Source organism: Mesorhizobium sp. P2_E9, assembly GCF_056403815.1.
The window spans coordinates 210,973-227,252 of record NZ_JBFUET010000009.1; the positions used below are offsets into that span (position 1 = coordinate 210,973).

General features: G+C 62.7%; 17 protein-coding genes and 1 pseudogene. 9 read left to right on the forward strand and 9 right to left on the reverse strand.

Annotated features, from left to right (window positions below):
* Positions 1-22: 22 nt before the first annotated feature.
* The 4 genes from AC1D05_RS17470 to AC1D05_RS17485 all read right to left on the reverse strand — a co-directional run bounded on the left by AC1D05_RS17470 (position 23) and on the right by AC1D05_RS17485 (position 3,039).
* On the reverse strand, positions 23-391 hold the full coding sequence (locus AC1D05_RS17470) for a YciI family protein (RefSeq protein WP_477219028.1): 369 nt from the start codon (positions 389-391) through the stop codon (positions 23-25).
* 142 nt (positions 392-533) lie between these two features.
* Positions 534-2,207, reverse strand: coding sequence for an SDR family oxidoreductase (locus tag AC1D05_RS17475; RefSeq protein ID WP_477442409.1), 1,674 nt, complete (start codon positions 2,205-2,207; stop codon positions 534-536).
* Between the two features lie 24 nt (positions 2,208-2,231).
* Entirely contained in the window at positions 2,232-2,666 is a 435-nt protein-coding gene (locus tag AC1D05_RS17480; protein WP_477442411.1) for a thiol-disulfide oxidoreductase DCC family protein, read from the reverse strand.
* Positions 2,667-2,898: 232 nt separating this feature from the next.
* Positions 2,899-3,039, reverse strand: a complete 141-nt coding sequence (locus AC1D05_RS17485) for a hypothetical protein (protein ID WP_013892047.1) — start codon at positions 3,037-3,039, stop codon at positions 2,899-2,901.
* A gap of 378 nt (positions 3,040-3,417) precedes the next feature.
* On the opposite strand from AC1D05_RS17485, the gene ku reads away from it, so the two are divergent.
* Positions 3,418-4,287, forward strand: a complete 870-nt coding sequence (ku, locus tag AC1D05_RS17490) for a non-homologous end joining protein Ku (protein ID WP_477442413.1) — start codon at positions 3,418-3,420, stop codon at positions 4,285-4,287.
* 12 nt (positions 4,288-4,299) lie between these two features.
* Entirely contained in the window at positions 4,300-6,795 is a 2,496-nt protein-coding gene (gene ligD, locus AC1D05_RS17495; RefSeq protein WP_477442415.1) for a DNA ligase D, read from the forward strand.
* Between the two features lie 225 nt (positions 6,796-7,020).
* On the opposite strand, the gene AC1D05_RS17500 is transcribed toward ligD, so the two are convergent.
* A complete protein-coding gene (locus tag AC1D05_RS17500; RefSeq protein ID WP_477442416.1) occupies positions 7,021-7,695 on the reverse strand; it encodes an ArsR/SmtB family transcription factor in 675 nt (224 codons plus the stop codon).
* Between the two features lie 68 nt (positions 7,696-7,763).
* On the opposite strand from AC1D05_RS17500, the gene AC1D05_RS17505 reads away from it, so the two are divergent.
* The 4 genes from AC1D05_RS17505 (at position 7,764) to AC1D05_RS17520 (ending at position 9,751) form a co-directional block, all read left to right on the forward strand.
* Entirely contained in the window at positions 7,764-7,979 is a 216-nt protein-coding gene (locus AC1D05_RS17505) for a DUF1127 domain-containing protein (RefSeq protein WP_477442418.1), read from the forward strand.
* A gap of 94 nt (positions 7,980-8,073) precedes the next feature.
* Positions 8,074-8,406, forward strand: a complete 333-nt coding sequence (locus AC1D05_RS17510) for an NIPSNAP family protein (protein WP_477442420.1) — start codon at positions 8,074-8,076, stop codon at positions 8,404-8,406.
* Positions 8,403-8,747, forward strand: coding sequence for an antibiotic biosynthesis monooxygenase family protein (locus tag AC1D05_RS17515; protein WP_477442421.1), 345 nt, complete (start codon positions 8,403-8,405; stop codon positions 8,745-8,747). The genes AC1D05_RS17510 and AC1D05_RS17515 overlap by 4 nt, the downstream gene beginning before the upstream one ends.
* A 98-nt stretch (positions 8,748-8,845) precedes the next feature.
* Positions 8,846-9,751 carry an integrase core domain-containing protein gene (locus AC1D05_RS17520; protein WP_477442423.1) on the forward strand — a complete coding sequence of 302 codons (906 nt, stop codon included), beginning with the start codon at positions 8,846-8,848 and terminating at the stop codon, positions 9,749-9,751.
* Positions 9,752-9,810: 59 nt separating this feature from the next.
* Here AC1D05_RS17520 and coaE read toward each other — a convergent pair.
* The 4 genes and pseudogenes from coaE to AC1D05_RS17540 form a co-directional block, all read right to left on the reverse strand.
* Positions 9,811-10,179: pseudogene (coaE, locus tag AC1D05_RS17525) on the reverse strand (dephospho-CoA kinase); the annotation flags it as partial.
* A complete protein-coding gene (locus AC1D05_RS17530) occupies positions 10,176-11,018 on the reverse strand; it encodes a shikimate dehydrogenase (RefSeq protein WP_477442425.1) in 843 nt (280 codons plus the stop codon). The gene AC1D05_RS17530 and the pseudogene coaE, both read right to left, overlap by 4 nt.
* On the reverse strand, positions 11,011-11,610 hold the full coding sequence (locus AC1D05_RS17535) for a Maf-like protein (RefSeq protein WP_477442427.1): 600 nt from the start codon (positions 11,608-11,610) through the stop codon (positions 11,011-11,013). The genes AC1D05_RS17530 and AC1D05_RS17535 overlap by 8 nt, the downstream gene beginning before the upstream one ends.
* Positions 11,611-11,886: 276 nt before the next feature.
* Complete coding sequence (locus AC1D05_RS17540) at positions 11,887-12,708, reverse strand: pyruvate, water dikinase regulatory protein (protein ID WP_027041127.1); 822 nt, start codon at positions 12,706-12,708, stop codon at positions 11,887-11,889.
* A gap of 405 nt (positions 12,709-13,113) precedes the next feature.
* Between AC1D05_RS17540 and hemE the strand changes: the two genes are divergently transcribed.
* The 3 genes from hemE to rho all read left to right on the forward strand — a co-directional run bounded on the left by hemE (position 13,114) and on the right by rho (position 16,196).
* The gene (gene hemE / locus AC1D05_RS17545; RefSeq protein WP_477442429.1) at positions 13,114-14,145 is read left to right on the forward strand and encodes a uroporphyrinogen decarboxylase; all 1,032 of its coding nucleotides are present in this window, start codon (positions 13,114-13,116) and stop codon (positions 14,143-14,145) included.
* 56 nt (positions 14,146-14,201) lie between these two features.
* The gene (hemJ, locus tag AC1D05_RS17550; RefSeq protein WP_477442430.1) at positions 14,202-14,699 is read left to right on the forward strand and encodes a protoporphyrinogen oxidase HemJ; all 498 of its coding nucleotides are present in this window, start codon (positions 14,202-14,204) and stop codon (positions 14,697-14,699) included.
* A gap of 231 nt (positions 14,700-14,930) precedes the next feature.
* A complete protein-coding gene (gene rho, locus AC1D05_RS17555) occupies positions 14,931-16,196 on the forward strand; it encodes a transcription termination factor Rho (RefSeq protein WP_027041130.1) in 1,266 nt (421 codons plus the stop codon).
* Positions 16,197-16,280: the final 84 nt, after the last annotated feature.

The following is a 16,280-nucleotide window of genomic DNA, read 5'->3' on the forward strand; positions in this document are numbered from 1 at the left end:
ATCGTCATTTCTGGGCACATTGTCATTTCTTGGGCATGTAGTCGGCCATCTCCCAGATCGGCCGCAACTCGACCGTGCCGGTGCTCGCCGCCGGACAGCGTGCCGCCCATTCGATGGCGGTGTCGATATCGGCCGCCTCGATCATGTAGAAGCCGGCAAGCTGCTCCTTGGTGTCGGCATAGGGGCCGTCAATCACGTTGGTCTTGCCGTCGGTGATCCGCACCGAGGTGGTCGCCTGGCTCGGCCGCAGCCGTTCGCCGGCGAGCCATGCGCCGGATTTCTTCAACGCTTCGGTATAAGCGGCATAGGCCGCGCTCATCTGCTGGGCCTTCTCGATCGGCGTGTTCGCCAGCGCGGCTTCGTCGCCGTTGATCAAAATCATGTATCGCATGGGTCTTCTCCCGTGGTTTCCAAGGCCGCGTCCTTGCGGGGCCAGACGTATGTCGCGCGGCGGCAACCGATTTCGACAGGGCGCAGGAAAAATCTTTCGACCCTGATCGGTCACGGCACAAGCGGAGAGCTCGCACCCATTGCTAATCAACCGGTTCGAGCCAGCCACGATAACGCACGATCAAGCCGGTGAGCGAGTGCGAAATCTCGACATGGAAGCGGAAGCGGCCATCCTCGACCGTCTCAAAGGAGGTCGAGCGCGGGCAGAGCCACATCGGCAAGGGCAGGCCGAGAATGCTCCAACGGCGCAGGACGAGCGACAATCTGCCCTCCCCGGTCACCAGCGCCATGGCAAAGGTCAGCAGGCCAAAGCGTTCGCACAGCAGGCGCTCGGAACGACCCCGCCCCGCGAACTGGCGGCTGGAAAAGCTGTGCGTGCCGAATGTCCGCGTCCAGGTTTCTTCCTCCTTGTCGACGTCGAAGCGGACCCGCACCGGAATATCGGTGCCTGACCCGGGAAAGCCTACCAGCCAGGCCGTTAGCCGGCCAAGGATATTTGATCCGCGTTCGACGCTGGCGCGGCCTTCGGCCGTTTTCGCCTTGTCGTGCATAGCGCGGATTTCATCGGGCAAGCTTTGCCAGGCCTCACCGAGCAGGTTCGCATAGAGCGGCTCACCTGGGCTGCCGGCCGTGTCTTCACGAAAGCCGGGATAGATCGTCCTGCCCGCGAACAGGGCCTCGTAGTCGGCAAGCTCGAGATCGTTCACGGCGGCGCGGGCACCGGCCACGGGCACACATCCGTCGAGCGCCTTGCTCACCAAGGCCTCGACCGCCATCGATGGGATCAACGGACCGTCATCGCCTTCGGCCAGCAGATGCCATGAGCGTTTGAGCGGGACACCGGCCCGGTCAGCACCTTCGACCGCGACGAACATGCCGCCGCGATGCTCACCCCAGCGCAGCCGGTTGGTTGCCCAATACATCAGCGGGGCGAGCGGCGACAGCGAGCGCACCAGCCCGATGCGCACCAGCCAGGCAAGGCCGCTCAAGGCGCGATGCAGGATTTCGGGCACCGGCCCCGCTCCCATCCAGATGGTTTTCGCCTGCGGCCACAGTTCTGCCAGCGCGCGCAGGTCCGGCACGTCGACGAGCGAAAACAGCGTGTTCTTCAGCGGCACGCGGCCGGGCGGCGCGATGGTATAACGCACCTGCTCGGTGAGCGGATGGCCCTGCGCATTACCGCAGTCGCGCACCAGTGCGACCGGCTGGCCGGCATAGCCGGCGATCGCCCGGATGACGTTTTCGCCGACGCCGGCATAGGGCGACGGCGCGATCCCGCCGGTGATCGTGTCGACCCGCGCCATGTCGGAGGACAGCCGGCGCACCACCGCCGCCGTCAGCACGGGAAAGCTGGAGACGCCGGACAGCACGAACAGCCCGGCTCGCTTCGCGGCCGCATCGAAGGCCGGCACGCCGGCGACGAAATCCGATCCATCGGCGAGATCGAGATAGTTGACGCGCTTGGCGATGCAGGCCTCGATCAGCCGATAACGGCCCTCGCCATAGGCCTGGAACGGGCCGCTGGCGTCGACCAGCGTGTCTGGCGATAGCGACGCCAGCTGCGCGGTGAGATCGCCATCGCGGTCGAACGCGGCCGGGATCAACTGCGCGGCCACCGCGCCACGGCTTGCGCACCAGGCCTCGGCCTTGGCCAACGAGCGGCCGGCGACAACAATCGTCAAGCGCGGCTCGTTCTCCAGCAGCTGGATGATGCGTCCGCCAAAGGTGCCGTAGCCACCGACGATGAGAAGCTTCATGCCTGGCGCGCCCTGGAGCAACATTTAGCCAAGGAACCGCTCCCTCAGCTCGGCGGAAGGAATGTCGCAACTGTCCTTTCTGCCGAACAGCGCATAGCGATTTTTGGCGATACGGTTGTAGAGCCAGTCGCGCAACGGGCGCGGCAGCAGCAACAGCACCCTGGCCGCCCGCCACGGCCAGCCCAGTTCCGACATCACGGCGACAAAGCTGTCGAGCTGTGTGAAGGCGATGCCGTCGACAAGGACGAGATTGGTTTCGTAAGAGTCCGTGCGCAGTCCATGCTTCCTGAACAGCGCTGCGCCGAAGGGCGATTGCGCGGTGGCGAAGCGGAAGCGGTTTTTGCGGTCGAGCCTGACCATCATGCGCACAAAGCCGGAGCACAGCACGCAGACGCCGTCGAAGACGATCAGCGGATGGCTGGCATCGAAGGATGGTTCAGCGGGACTTGGCTTGGCCAAATTTGACTTGGCCAGAAATGATGGGGGCAGACTTGACTGGGGACGGTCGGTCACGCGGGCCTCGGCTGCTCGTGTCCTGGGACACTAGGCCAGCCGGAGGCGGGATCAAAGACGTGGCGATGTCGCACGACGCCTGTCGCTCAGAGCCGGGCGCTCGGAACGATAGGTGGTGGCGCGGGAGTTGTCACCCGGCCTGCAGATACGGCTGTTGTGGCGGCTCTCGAACGTCATGTCAGTGCGCGCCCAACGACGTGCCGCGACGGGCGCAAGCCGGACCGGGGCCGCGCATGTAATAACGCTCGGGCCGATAGGTCGGCGCGACGAATTCGCGGATGGCGGCGGCATAGCCGATGAGGTGCGTAAGGAAGTTCATTTACCCTGTCCCTGTCCCGATTTTCGGATGTCCCTTCCGATTGACGGACATCATAGCGCCGAGGCGTGAATAGTCGGTGAACACGATGTTAATATCTGGTCGAAAACCCGTTGCTTCGTGGCCGGAATGCGGCTGATTCGGGGTCTTTCAGTGCTCTTTGTCGCCATTCCGCCCTGTGTGACTTTTGCATCACATATGTTTCGTTTAAATGTCGCCTGCGCGCGGTTCTGTTTCAATTTCTGCCGCGCCCGCGAAATTTCCGTTCTGGCTGCTACAATGCTCAGGCGCGCCGTCGCACGCCTGATGTCACGCGCCGGCGGAACTGGAGCGGGCCTTGGCCGTTCTCACCTTCATCTGATTGCTGAAGGGAAAATTGCCATGGCGCCGCGTCCAGCCTGGAATGGTTATCTGAAGCTGTCGTTGGTAACCTGCGCGGTCGAACTGACCAATGTCGTCACCCATACCGAAAAGGTCTCGTTCCGGGTGCTGAACCGCAAGACCGGCAACACGGTGAAGCGCATCTATGTCGATGCCGAGACCGGCAAGCCGCTCGGCGATGGCGACGAGATCAAAGGCTATGAGCTCGACGACGGCGATTTCGTCCATGTCGAGGAAGAGGAGATCGAGGCGGTGCAGATCGAATCCTCGCACACGATGGCGCTTGACGGTTTCGTCGACAAGGCCTCGATCCAGCAGATCTATCTCGACACGCCCTATTATGTCGCGCCGGCCGACAAGGTGTCGGAGGAGGCGTTTGCCGTCATCCGCGACGCCATGGCCGGCAAGAAGATGGCCGGGCTGGCGCGCATCGTGCTCTACAGCCGAGAACGCCCCGTGGTCATCGAGCCGCTCGGCAAGGGCATGGTGCTGACGACGCTGCGCTATGACAATACGGTGCGCCAGCCGGACAGCGTGTTCGGCGAGATCAAGGCGGTGAAGACCGATCAGGAGATGACCGAGCTGGCCGAACTCATCATCGACAAGAAGAAGGCCAAATTCGATCCGTCGAAATTCGACGACAAATATGAGGACGCCCTACTTGAGCTGATCCGGGCCAAGAAGGCCGGCCACCAGGCGCCAAAGGCCAAGGCCGCGCCCAAACCCTCCAACGTCGTCAATCTGTTCGACGCGCTGAAGAAGAGCCTGTCGTCGGATTCGGGCTCAACGAAGTCACCGTCCGCGAAAGCCAAACCGGCGGCCAAACGCGCCAAGGCGAAAGCTGCCGCGCCCAAGCGCAAATCGGCCTGAGGATACCAAGCCATGGCAAGCCTCGAGCCGTATCACGCCAAGCGCGATTTCAAGAAGACATCGGAGCCGGCCGGCAAGGTTGTTCGTGGCACGAAAGCCGGCGGCATCTTCGTCATCCAGAAACATGCCGCGACGAGACTGCACTATGATTTTCGCCTCGAGCATGACGGCGTGCTGTGGAGCTGGGCGGTGACGCGCGGCCCGAGCCTCGATCCGCACGAAAAGCGGCTGGCCGTCCATGTCGAAGATCATCCGATCGATTATGCTTCCTTCGAGGGCACGATTCCCAAGGGCGAATATGGCGGCGGGTCGGTCATCGTCTGGGACGAGGGCACGTGGGTGCCCGAGATCGACCCGGCCAAGGCGATGAAGAAGGGCCATATCAGCTTCGAACTCAAGGGCCACAAGCTGCATGGGCTGTGGCACCTAGTGCGGCTGAAGCCGCGCGCGGGCGAGAAGCGCGACAACTGGCTGCTGATCAAGTCGGACGATGCGGCGGCGCGTCCGGGCGAGGATATTCTGAAGGAGGCGCCGCAATCGGTGAAGTCCGGGCTGACGATCGAAGAGGTCGGCGAGGGCAAGGCGGCCAAAGGCGAGAAGCCGAAGGTCTGGCATTCCAACAAGCCGGCCGCCGGCAAGGCGAAGACCGCAGCCCGCAAACTCGACTTCATCGAACCGCAACTGGCCACGCTGGAACGGGATGCACCCGGCGGCAGGGATTGGCTGCATGAAGTCAAATTCGATGGCTATCGCATGCAGGCGCAGATCGCCGGCACCGACGTGCGGCTGCTGACCCGCACCGGCCTTGACTGGACGGAGAAGTTCGGCAGCGAGATCACTGCGGAACTGGCAGCGCTGAAATGCAGCGATGCTATCATCGATGGTGAGGTCGTCGTGCTGGCCGACAGCGGTGTTTCATCCTTCGCGCTGCTGCAGCAGGATTTGTCGGCGAAGCGAACCAACCGCTTCATCTACTACGTTTTCGACCTTATGCGGCTTGACGGCAAGGATTTGCGCGGCGAGCCACTGGTCGAGCGCAAGCAGGCCTTGCAGGAGCTGCTCGGCAAGCAGTCCGACAATGCAGCGGTGCGTTTCTCCGACCACTTTTCCGAGCCCGGCAAGATCATGCTGGAGCACGCCTGCCGCATGGGGCTGGAAGGCGTCGTCTCCAAGCGCGCCGACGCGCCCTATCGCAGCGGGCGCGGCCCGACCTGGGTCAAGTCGAAATGCACGGCGCGGCAGGAATTCGTCATCGGCGGCTATCTGCCGTCGGACAAGACCGGGCGCGGGCTGCGCTCGGTGCTGGTCGGGTTTTATGAAGACGGCAAACTGCACTATGCCGGACGTGTCGGCACCGGCTTCTCCGCCAAAAGCGCGACTGAGCTCAACAAAAAGCTCGATGCGCTGAAGGCGAAGGATTCGCCGTTCGACAAGGCCGTGCCGAAGGGCAAGGGGCTGGTCTGGGTCAAGCCGGAGCTTGTCGGCGAAGTGGAGTTTCGCAGCTGGACCTCGGATCGTATAATACGCCATGCCTCGTTCCAGGGGCTGCGCGAGGACAAGCCGGCGGAGGACGTTGTGCGGGAAAAACCGAAGGCAGCGACAGGCAAGGCCAAGCCGGCGTCAAGCGGCACCGGCCCATCCGCCGGGGCGATGACCACCACGGTCAAACTCTCCCATCCCGACAAGCTGCTGTGGCCGGAGGAAAAGATCACCAAGCAGGGCCTGCTTGAGCATTACGCGCACGTTTGGCCACGCATGGAGCAGTTCGTCATCAACCGGCCGCTCAGCCTGGTGCGGGCGCCGGACGGCGTCGGCCGCCCGCGCTTCTTCCAGAAGCACGCCTCGGCCGGCATGAGCGACAAGATCGCGCGTATGAAGGACCCGACCGATGGCGAGGAGATCCTGTTCATCCGGGATTTCGACGGGGTTGCGGCCCTCGTCCAGTATGGCGTGGTCGAGATCCACATCTGGGGCTGCACGATCGACAAGCTTGAACAGCCGGACCAGATCATCTTCGATCTCGACCCCGATGAAGGTGTCGACGTCAAAGCGGTGCGCGAGGCGGCGCTCGACATCAGGGGCAAGCTCGACGAGCTGTCGCTGCCGAACTTCGTCAAGACCTCGGGCGGCAAGGGGTACCATGTACTGGTGCCGCTGAAACCTTCGGCGGATTGGGACGCGGTAAAAACCTTCGCTCATGATTTCGCCAAGGCACTCGAACAAGGTGCCCCGGACCGCTACACGGCGACGCTGTCGAAAAAGGCGCGCACCGGCAAAATCTTCGTCGACTATCTGCGCAATGGCAGGGGCTCGACGACGGTCGCGCCCTATTCCTCGCGGGCCAAGAAGGGCGCGACGGTCTCGATGCCGGTGACCTGGGCCGAGATCGAGGCCGGCCTGGCGCCGAACGCTTTCCCGATCGGCGACAAGACGACGCTGGCAAAGTTGGCGGAAGCCGATCCGTGGAAGGGGTTTTTCGAGCAGGGCAAGGTGTTGAAGCGGGGGTAGTTCGCCCAATTTGTCAGCGCAGCGATCCTTCGCGCCCCCCTCTGGCCTGCCGGCCATCTCCCCCACGAGTGGGGAGATTGGCAGCTTCGGCGCTTCGCTCCCCTTGCACCGTAAGAGGTTGGCGAAAGCCGGCGTGACGTCCGATCTCCCCCCTCGTGGGGGAGATGTCCGGCAGGACAGAGGGGGGCGCTGTCCCGCCGACGTTGCGAAATCAGCCCCAACACCTCAACTCAAAAACACCCTCTCGAACGCCTGCTTGCCCAGTGGCGAAAACACCACCGCACGACTGTCCTTTTCCCGCCTTGCCCACTTCTCCAACAGAATCTTGTCGAGGATGGCGGCACCCAGCGTGCCGGCGAGGTGCGAGCGGCGCACGCTCCAGTCGAGGCAGGCGCGGCAGACCGGGCGGCGCGGCTTGGTGTAGACATCGATGCCGATGGCGGCGAAATGCGATGCGGCGGATGGCCCGAGCCTGATCTCCTGGTCGTCGCGGACCAGTATGTTTTTATCGACAAGGCGATCGAGCATGGCCACGGCCTGCTGGCCGGCGAGGTGATCGTAGCAGACACGCGCCACGCGCATAGCGCCGTCGCGCGGGCCTGGCCGCACGCGCTTGGGGCCAACGGCTTCCGCAACACCGGTAATGGCCTCAATCATGCCTGCGACCTGCGGGCCGGCAAGGCCGTAGTAGCGATGGCGACCCTGGCTGGCCAGGGTCAACAACCCGCCTTCCATCAGTTTCGACAGATGCGAGGAGGCGGTGGGCAGTGACACGCCGGCTTCCAGCGCCAGTTCACTCGCGGTCAGTGCCGTGCCGCCCATCAGCGCGTTCAGCATGTTGGCGCGGGCCGGGTCGCCGACCAGGCTGGCGATGCGGGCGATGTCAGGTCCTTCACGCATAGTTCGTTCCTCATCGAAGCATTCTTGTCAGATAACCATTATTCTCCGGTCAGATCAAGGAGACGACGATGACCGCAAGAACCACCTTCACCCCCGCACCATTCCCCGGCCGCCAATCGTTCCCGTTCATCGCCTGGGTCCGCTCACGACTGCTGGCCCGCTGGTATGACCGCCATCTGCAGCGCCGCGACCTCTCGGAGATCGACAACCACCTGCTGCGCGATCTCGGCCTGACGCCGGAGGATGTGCGCCGCGAATGCGCAAAGTCTTTCTGGCAGGCATGACCTGCAGGGGAATTGCCCTAGCAGATCGGGCGGAACAACGTTTCGACGCCGCTCGAACTATCGACGCGAAGAACAAAACCTCAAGGAGACGACCATGACCATCACCTGCTTCATCCGTTATGAGATCGACCCGTTCGGCAAGGCTGCCTTCGAGGAATATGCCCGCAACTGGGGCCAGGCCATTCCGCGTTGCGGCGCCGATCTGATCGGCTATTACGCGCCGCATGAGGGGTCCGCGACGACGGCATACGCGGCCTACAACATCGAAAGCTTGGCCGCCTATGAAGCCTATCGCGCCCGGCTTGCCGCCGATCCCGCCGGCAAGGCAAATTACGAGTTCGCCAAGCGTGAACGATTCATCCTCGAGGAGGACCGCATGTTCCTGAAACACGTCTCCGGACCGCACGCGAAACTGGTGCTGCCGTGATCGCCGTCATCTTCGAGGTCGAACCGGTGGAGGGCAAACGCGATGCCTATCTCGCCATCGCCGCCAAGCTGCGTCCCTTGCTCGACGGCATTGACGGCTTCATCTCGATCGAGCGTTTTCAGAGTCTGGCCGATCCCAACCGCGTCCTGTCGCTGTCATTCTGGCGTGACGAGGAAGCGGTGAAGGCCTGGCGCAACACGGAAGAGCATCGGCAGGCGCAGCAGGCCGGTCGCGGCGGTATCTTTGCCGGCTATCGACTGCGCATTGCGCATGTGGTGAGGGATTATGGGCTGACCGAGCGGGATGAGGCGCCGGCCGACAGCCGGGCGGTGAATGGGTAGGCTCCCCCTTCTCCCCCTTGTTTGGACCGGTGACATCGCGAACAGGTGTGCGAGGACATCGCGAACAGTTTTGCGCTTTTTGCGCGAGGGGGTTCGGGATGCCATTCGAGGACAGAAGCGCTATGAGACAGAAGGAAGAGTTCGTGCGCCTGGCGCTAGCGCCTGGGGCGAATGTGAGCCTTTTGTGCCGGCGCTTCGGTATCGGCCGGACCTGTGGCCACAAGTTGCTTTCGCGCTATCGGATCGAGGGCGAGCAGCCTTTCATTCGCTTCGAGCATGCCGCCCCCAACGACCTATGGCAGATGGACTTCAAAGGGCACGTTGCCTTGCGTGCCGGCCGGCTGCATCCGCTTACCGTGCTCGACGACCATTCGCGCTTCTCGGTCGCGCTGTCGGCTTGCGCTGACCAGACCACCGAGACCGTAAAAGCCCGGCTGATCACCGCCTTCCGCCGCTACGGACTGCCGTGGCGCATCGCCACCGACAATGGTCCGCCTTGGGGCGATGGCGGCCGCAACGACTTCACCTTGCTCACCGTCTGGCTGATCGAAACTGGCATCACCATGAGCCACTCCAGGCCTTGCCATCCGCAGACGCTCGGCAAGGACGAGCGCTTCCATCGGTCGCTCAAGGCCGAGGCACTGCAGGGACCGCCCTTCGCCGATCTCGCCGAGGCCCAGCATGCATTCGACCAGTGGCGCCACGTCTACAACGCCCAGCGTCCCCATGACGCGCTGGACGGCGGCGTGCCGCTCGATCGCTACCAAGCCTCGCTGCGCCAGTATCGCGAAACTGTCGAGCCGTTCGAATACGCCAAGGACGATCTCATCCGCCGCGTTCAGCAGCACGGCTTCGTCTCCATTCTTGGACGCTCAATGCGCTTGTGCAGGGCCTTCGCGGGAAAGTCCGTCGCCTTCAGGCCGACCGCAACGGACGGCCTATTCGACGCATGGTTCAGACATCAGAAAATAGAAACCATCGACCTCAATACCCTGGCTCGATAGAATGCAAAACTGTTCGCGATGTCCTCGCACACCTGTTCGCGATGTCTCCGGTCCAAACAGTCGACGCGGCCACGGCCGCCGGTTTCGAACAGCAGCGGGATGTCGAGCACCGCGATCGATTCGCCGGCGTTACGATGCCTGGCCAGGAAGGCATCGGCATCGGCGCGGACCAGCGGATGGATGATGGCTTCCAACTGCTTCAGCGCGGCGGCATCGCCGAGCACACGCGCGCCAAGCTTGGCGCGGTCGACCACGCCTCCAGCAGTGGTGCCGGGAAAGGCGGCCTCGACCAAAGGCGCCGCCACGCCGGAATAGAGGCGATGCACCGTCTCGTCGGAATCATGGACCGGCACGCCGGCCTCGGCAAACATTTTTGCCGTCGTCGACTTGCCCATGCCGATCGAGCCGGTGAGGCCGAGCACGATCATGGTTTCGGCACCAGATCGGCAACGATGATCGCGCGCAGCTCGGCCGTGACCTGCGGCCTGACGCCGAACCAATGTTCGAATCCGGGCACGGCCTGATTGAGCAGCATGCCAAGGCCGTCGACCGTCTTCAGCCCCCTGGCGCGCGCCGCGGCGAGCAGCGGGGTTTCGAGCGGCACATAGACGAGGTCGGTGACGATGGCGTGGTCGGGCAGCAAAGCCGGATCGGCGGCGAGGCCTTCATTGCCGACCATGCCAAGTGCCGTGGTGTTGACCAGCAGGCCGGCGTCGGCCAGCAATTCGTTGGTCGCCGCCGTGCCGTGCGCCGAGACACCGGTGCCGAAACGATCCCGCAGTTCCACCGCCCGGGCGAGCGTGCGGTTGACGATGCGGATGTCAGCAAAACCGCGCTGCTTCAGCGCCTGGATGACGGCGCGCGACGCGCCGCCGGCGCCGAGCACGACCGCCGGGCCCGTGTTCGCCCAGCCCGGTGCATAGTCATCAAGGTTGGCGGCAAAGCCGTGGCCATCGGTGTTGCCGCCCCATAGGACACCATCCTCGAACCACAGCGTGTTGACGGCGCCGATCTCTTCCGCCGCCTGGTCGCGGCGGTGGGCCAGCGCGAAGGCGGCCTCCTTGTGCGGAATGGTGACATTGCCGCCGCGAAACCCGTTTGCCTGCAATGTCGCGATGAACTCGGCAAAATCCTGCGGCGCCACGTCGATCGCCTCGTAGCTGCCGTCGATGCCGTGTTTTGCCAGCCAGTGGCCATGGATCTTCGGCGAGCGCGAATGCTTGATTGGGTGGCCGGTGACAAAAGCTTTCTTGGTTGCCTCAACCATCGATCGCTCCGAGCGTCCTCAGTTCCGCCAGCAGCGGCAAAAGCGGCAGGCCGACAATGGTGAAATGGTCGCCTTCGATCTTCTCGAAGAGTTGGATGCCTTCGCCCTCGATCTGGTAGGCGCCGACGCTGGCCAAGACCTTGGCGCCGACACGGGCGAGATGGCGGCCGATAAAGCCAGGGTCAAGCTTGCGCATGGTCATCGAGGCTATGCCGACATGGCGCCACAGCACCTTGCCGTCACGCACCAGCACGGCGGCGCTGTTCAACTGATGGGTCTTGCCCGACAGCGCCAGGAGGTGGCGGCGTGCGCCTTCCATGTCGGCCGGCTTGTGGAACACCTCATCGCCGAGCGACAAAGTCTGGTCGCAGCCAAGCACCAGCGCGCCGGGCTTGCGCTCGCTGACCTCGGTGGCCTTGGCCTCGGCCAGGACCAGGGCGACGTCTTCAGGCGAAACACCGCTATGCTGCAAAGGCGCCTCTAGCGCGCGCTCGTCGACCTCGGCGGGTACGGCTTCGACGTCGATGCCAGCATTGACGAGCATCGCCTTGCGGAAGGGGCTGCCTGAGGCGAGGATGATTTTTTCGGTCATATTGTTTTTGTGCGCCTAGTTGTTCGACGTTGATTGCGGCAAGGAAGTCGCGTCCGGTCGAACCGACCCCTTCTGGCCTGCCGGCCATCTCCCCCTCGAGGGGGGAGATCACGCGCTTCATTGCTTTCGCCAACTTTGAACGCTGCAAATATGGCGAGGGGCCGAAGCTGCCGATCTCCCTCCTTGAGGGGGAGATGGCCGGCAGGCCAGAGGGGGTCGGTTCGACTGGGTGCAACCTTCTTGCACCAAACGAAGCGCGCGAGGGATCGCGACATTTTACCTATTCTTCCCCCGCAGGGCAACGATGGCCGCGGCCGTTTCCTCGATCGAGCGGCGGCTGACGTCGATCATCGGCCAGCCATGGCGCGTGCAGATCTGCCGGGCGTAGGCGAGCTCCTCGGTGATCGCGGCGCGGTCGACATAGTCCGATGCCTCGTAGGTGCTGCTGTTGCCGAGAATGCGGTTTTGGCGGACATGCGAAATGCGCTCAGCGGTGGCGATCAGCCCGACAATCAGCGGCTTCGACGCGCTGACCAGGCTTTCCGGCACCGGCACGCCGAGCACGATCGGGATGTTGGCGGTCTTGATGCCGCGGTTGGCGAGATAGATGCTGGTCGGTGTCTTCGATGTGCGTGAAATGCCGATCAGCACGATATCGGCATCGTCCATATTGGCCGGCAGCTGGCCGTCATCATGTTCCATGGTGAAGTTCAACGCATCGATGCGGCGGAAATATTCAGCGTCGAGAACATGCTGGGCGCCGACGCGGCGGCCGGCCGGCGTGCCGAGATAGGACTGGAAGACGGTCAGCACCGGCTCCAGCACCGACACACAGGGCAGGCCCATGGTGGCGCAGCGCTCGTCGATGCCGCGCGCCAGCTTCTGGTCGACGACCGTATAGAGAATGATGCCCGGCTCCTCCTCGATGTCCTCGAACACCTTGGCCACCTGCTTTTCGGTGCGGATCAGCGGGTAGATGTGTTCGATGGCGCGCGCGTCCTTGTATTGCGCCGAGGCCGCCCGCCCGGCGGCGAGCAGCGTTTCGCCGGTCGCGTCGGAAATCAGGTGCAGGTGAAAGAAGCTCTGGGGTTTGTTCACAGGGATCACCTGGGGCTGTGGGCTTGTGTGGATAAACCGGGACAGAAAGCGAGGCCGGTCGGAGGCGACTGTATCAGATGGCAGTTTGTCCACAATTCGCTGTGCTGTCAGTCTCGTCGGGCGGCTGGGGACAAGTCTGGGGACCAGTTTCCTTGCCCTGCTTCCGTCCACAGGGCCGACTTTTCCCGCGGCATCCTAAGGCTTTGACTCCAGTGGCGGAATCCGAACTATCCCCAGAACCCTACATCCGGGAGAACGAAGCGCGCGACAATATGCTTGCTGGTGTTTTTCGGGGCAAAGCGGGACAGGTGACAACCACCACAACCAACAGACTCTTAGAATCAGAAGAATCTTAGATATAAGAATCTTTAAGATTATAGGCAGGCTGGGAGAGGCGAGCACTCGATGCCCAAAAGCCGGATCATGCTGGACGTCCTCAAGGGCGAAGCTCATTTTCCGCCTCCGCTCTGGATGATGCGCCAGGCCGGGCGTTATCTGCCGGAATATCGGGAGACGCGCCGACGCGCCGGTTCGTTCCTCGACCTCTGTTACGATCCCGACCTTGCCGTCGAAGTGACATTGCAACCGATCGAGCGCTTCGGTTTCGACGCCTCGATCCTGTTCTCGGACATCCTTGTCGTTCCGCATGCGCTTGGCCGCGACGTGCGCTTCGAAGAGGGAAGAGGACCGCTTTTGACGCCGATCTCGGTGGCCGAGATTGCGGCTCTGGAAGGCGATATGTTTCACGTGAATCTCGAACCGGTCTACGAGACGGTTCGCCGGCTGCGGGCAAAACTGCCTGATGAAACGACGCTGATCGGCTTCTGCGGCGCGCCATGGACGGTGGCGACCTATATGATCGCCGGCCATGGCACGCCCGACCAGGCGCCGGCTCGGCTGTTTGCTTACCGCGAACCTGAGGCGTTCCTGCAGCTGCTGAAGGTGCTTGCCGACCATTCGGCTGCCTATCTGATCCGCCAGATCGAGGCTGGCGCGGATGTGGTGCAAATCTTCGATTCCTGGTCCGGCGTGCTCGACGATGCGTCGTTCGACCAGTTCTGCGTTTGGCCGGTGGCCGAGATCGTCAGGCAGGTTCGCGCCGTTCATCCCGATGTTCCGATCATCGGTTTTCCCAAGGGTGCCGGCGCTCGCTACCGCACCTATCGGCAGAAGACTGGTGTAACGGGTCTGGGGATCGACTGGACGGTGCCGCTGGCAGCAGCGAAGGACTTGCAGCGCTCGGGTGCCGTCCAGGGCAATCTCGATCCTTTGCGCCTCGTGGCTGGCGGCAAGGCCCTGTCCGATGGCGTCGAGACAATCCTGAGAGCGCTTGGTGATGGACCGCTGATCTTCAATCTCGGCCACGGCATCACGCCGGAGACGCCGATCGCCCATGTCGAGGCGATGGTGAAACAGGTTCGGAGCGCGACACGCTGATGGCTCAGTCAAACAATACGAAAGACACTGGCAACACGAACAGCACGGGCCAGGCGATGATACGCATGACCGTTGGCATCATCGTGCTGGTGGTTCTCACCGCGCTTTTGTTTGTCTTCGCGCCGGAGAGTTTCTATCCCTGGGCGAAGGCGATCCATATCCTTGCCGTCATTTCGTGGATGGCCGGCATGCTCTATCTGCCGCGGCTGTTCGTCTATCACGTCGATGCCGAGAAAGGCTCGGTGCAGTCCGAGACCTTCAAGGTGATGGAGCGGCGCCTGCTGCGCGGCATCATCAATCCGGCAATGATCGTTACCTGGGTGTTCGGGTTGTGGCTCGCCTGGAAAGTGTTTGGATTCCAGGGCGGATGGCTGCACGCCAAGATCGCCCTGGTGCTTTTGTTGTCCGCCGTTCATGGCTATCTCGCCGGCGCGGTGCGGAAATTCGCCGAGGACCGCAATGAAAAACCGGCTCGGCACTGGCGGATCGTCAATGAGATCCCCACATTGCTGATGATCGCAATCGTGATCCTGGTTGTCGTCAAGCCGTTCTAAGGGCTCGCCGCATCGACCTAAAACCGGAATGGTTTTTCGGAAAGTACGATGCGGAACTAAGAGACACTCCCGCAAAACGCGGCTTGCTCTTTCACCCGACCGACGATAAAAGACGGGTCTTCCTTCCCGTCATGCGCCGCCCCTCATTGCTTTCGGCCGCGCCCGGCATTTGTCGCATCCCGTCGATATCCTCCCAAAGCCCGCCCAGACTCCATCTATTCAAGGTCCGTTATGCAAGAAATGAAACTCGCCGAGTTCAAGAACAAGAAACCGCCAGAGCTGATCGCTTATGCCGAATCGCTCGAGGTCGAGAATGCCAGCGTCATGCGCAAGCAGGAGCTGATGTTCGCGATCCTGAAGAAGCTGGCCGCCCAGGACGTCGAGATCATCGGCGACGGTGTGGTCGAAGTGCTTCAGGACGGGTTCGGCTTCCTGCGCTCGGCCAATGCCAACTATCTGCCAGGTCCCGACGACATCTACATCTCGCCGTCGCAGATCCGGCGCTTTTCGCTGAAGACCGGCGATACGGTCGAAGGACCGATCCGCAGCCCGAAAGAGGGCGAGCGCTATTTCGCGCTGCTCAAGGTCAACACCATCAATTTCGACGATCCCGAAAAGATCCGTCACAAGATCCATTTCGACAATCTGACGCCGCTTTACCCGACCTCGCGGCTGAAGATGGAAATGGAGGTTCCGACCTCCAAGGACATCTCGGCGCGCGTCATCGATTTGGTGGCGCCGCTCGGCAAAGGCCAGCGCGCTTTGATCGTGGCGCAGCCGCGCACGGGTAAAACAGTTCTGCTGCAGAACATCGCCCACTCCATCACCACCAACCATCCGGAATGCTATTTGATCGTGCTTCTGATCGACGAGCGTCCGGAAGAAGTGACCGACATGCAGCGCTCGGTGAAGGGCGAGGTCGTCTCCTCGACCTTCGACGAACCGGCGGTGCGCCACGTGCAGGTCGCCGAGATGGTCATCGAGAAGGCCAAGCGCCTGGTCGAACATGGCCGCGACGTCGTCATCCTGCTCGATTCGATCACCCGCCTCGGCCGCGCCTACAACACCGTGGTGCCGTCATCCGGCAAGGTGCTGACCGGCGGTGTCGACGCCAACGCGCTGCAGCGGCCGAAGCGTTTCTTCGGTGCCGCCCGCAACATCGAGGAAGGCGGCTCGCTGACCATCATCGCCACCGCGCTGATCGACACCGGCAGCCGCATGGACGAAGTCATCTTCGAAGAGTTCAAGGGTACGGGTAACTCGGAAATCGTACTCGACCGCAAGGTCGCCGACAAGCGCATCTATCCGGCCATGGACATATTGAAGTCCGGCACCCGCAAGGAGGACCTGCTGGTTCCGCGCTCGGACCTGCAGAAGATCTTCGTGCTGCGCCGCATCCTGGCGCCGATGGGAACCACCGACGCGATCGAGTTCCTCATCGACAAGCTGAAGCAGACCAAGACCAATGGCGATTTCTTCGATTCGATGAACACGTAACTGTCCGGAACTTTCCGGCCTGCGAATTGGAACCCCGTTCCGGGAAACCGGGATGGGGTTTTTCATTACGTGGGGTTAGGTCTG

Excerpts from the sequence above, each read along its gene's own strand:
- AC1D05_RS17470 (WP_477219028.1), bottom strand. The coding sequence starts at position 391 with ATGCGATACATGATTTTGATCAACGGCGACGAAGCCGCGCTGGCGAAC.
- AC1D05_RS17475 (WP_477442409.1), bottom strand. The coding sequence starts at position 2,207 with ATGAAGCTTCTCATCGTCGGTGGCTACGGCACCTTTGGCGGACGCATC.
- AC1D05_RS17485 (WP_013892047.1), bottom strand. The coding sequence starts at position 3,039 with ATGAACTTCCTTACGCACCTCATCGGCTATGCCGCCGCCATCCGCGAA.
- ku (WP_477442413.1), top strand. The coding sequence starts at position 3,418 with ATGGCGCCGCGTCCAGCCTGGAATGGTTATCTGAAGCTGTCGTTGGTA.
- ligD (WP_477442415.1), top strand. The coding sequence starts at position 4,300 with ATGGCAAGCCTCGAGCCGTATCACGCCAAGCGCGATTTCAAGAAGACA.
- AC1D05_RS17500 (WP_477442416.1), bottom strand. The coding sequence starts at position 7,695 with ATGCGTGAAGGACCTGACATCGCCCGCATCGCCAGCCTGGTCGGCGAC.
- AC1D05_RS17505 (WP_477442418.1), top strand. The coding sequence starts at position 7,764 with ATGACCGCAAGAACCACCTTCACCCCCGCACCATTCCCCGGCCGCCAA.
- AC1D05_RS17510 (WP_477442420.1), top strand. The coding sequence starts at position 8,074 with ATGACCATCACCTGCTTCATCCGTTATGAGATCGACCCGTTCGGCAAG.
- AC1D05_RS17520 (WP_477442423.1), top strand. The coding sequence starts at position 8,846 with ATGCCATTCGAGGACAGAAGCGCTATGAGACAGAAGGAAGAGTTCGTG.
- AC1D05_RS17530 (WP_477442425.1), bottom strand. The coding sequence starts at position 11,018 with ATGGTTGAGGCAACCAAGAAAGCTTTTGTCACCGGCCACCCAATCAAG.
- AC1D05_RS17535 (WP_477442427.1), bottom strand. The coding sequence starts at position 11,610 with ATGACCGAAAAAATCATCCTCGCCTCAGGCAGCCCCTTCCGCAAGGCG.
- hemE (WP_477442429.1), top strand. The coding sequence starts at position 13,114 with ATGCCCAAAAGCCGGATCATGCTGGACGTCCTCAAGGGCGAAGCTCAT.
- hemJ (WP_477442430.1), top strand. The coding sequence starts at position 14,202 with ATGATACGCATGACCGTTGGCATCATCGTGCTGGTGGTTCTCACCGCG.
- rho (WP_027041130.1), top strand. The coding sequence starts at position 14,931 with ATGCAAGAAATGAAACTCGCCGAGTTCAAGAACAAGAAACCGCCAGAG.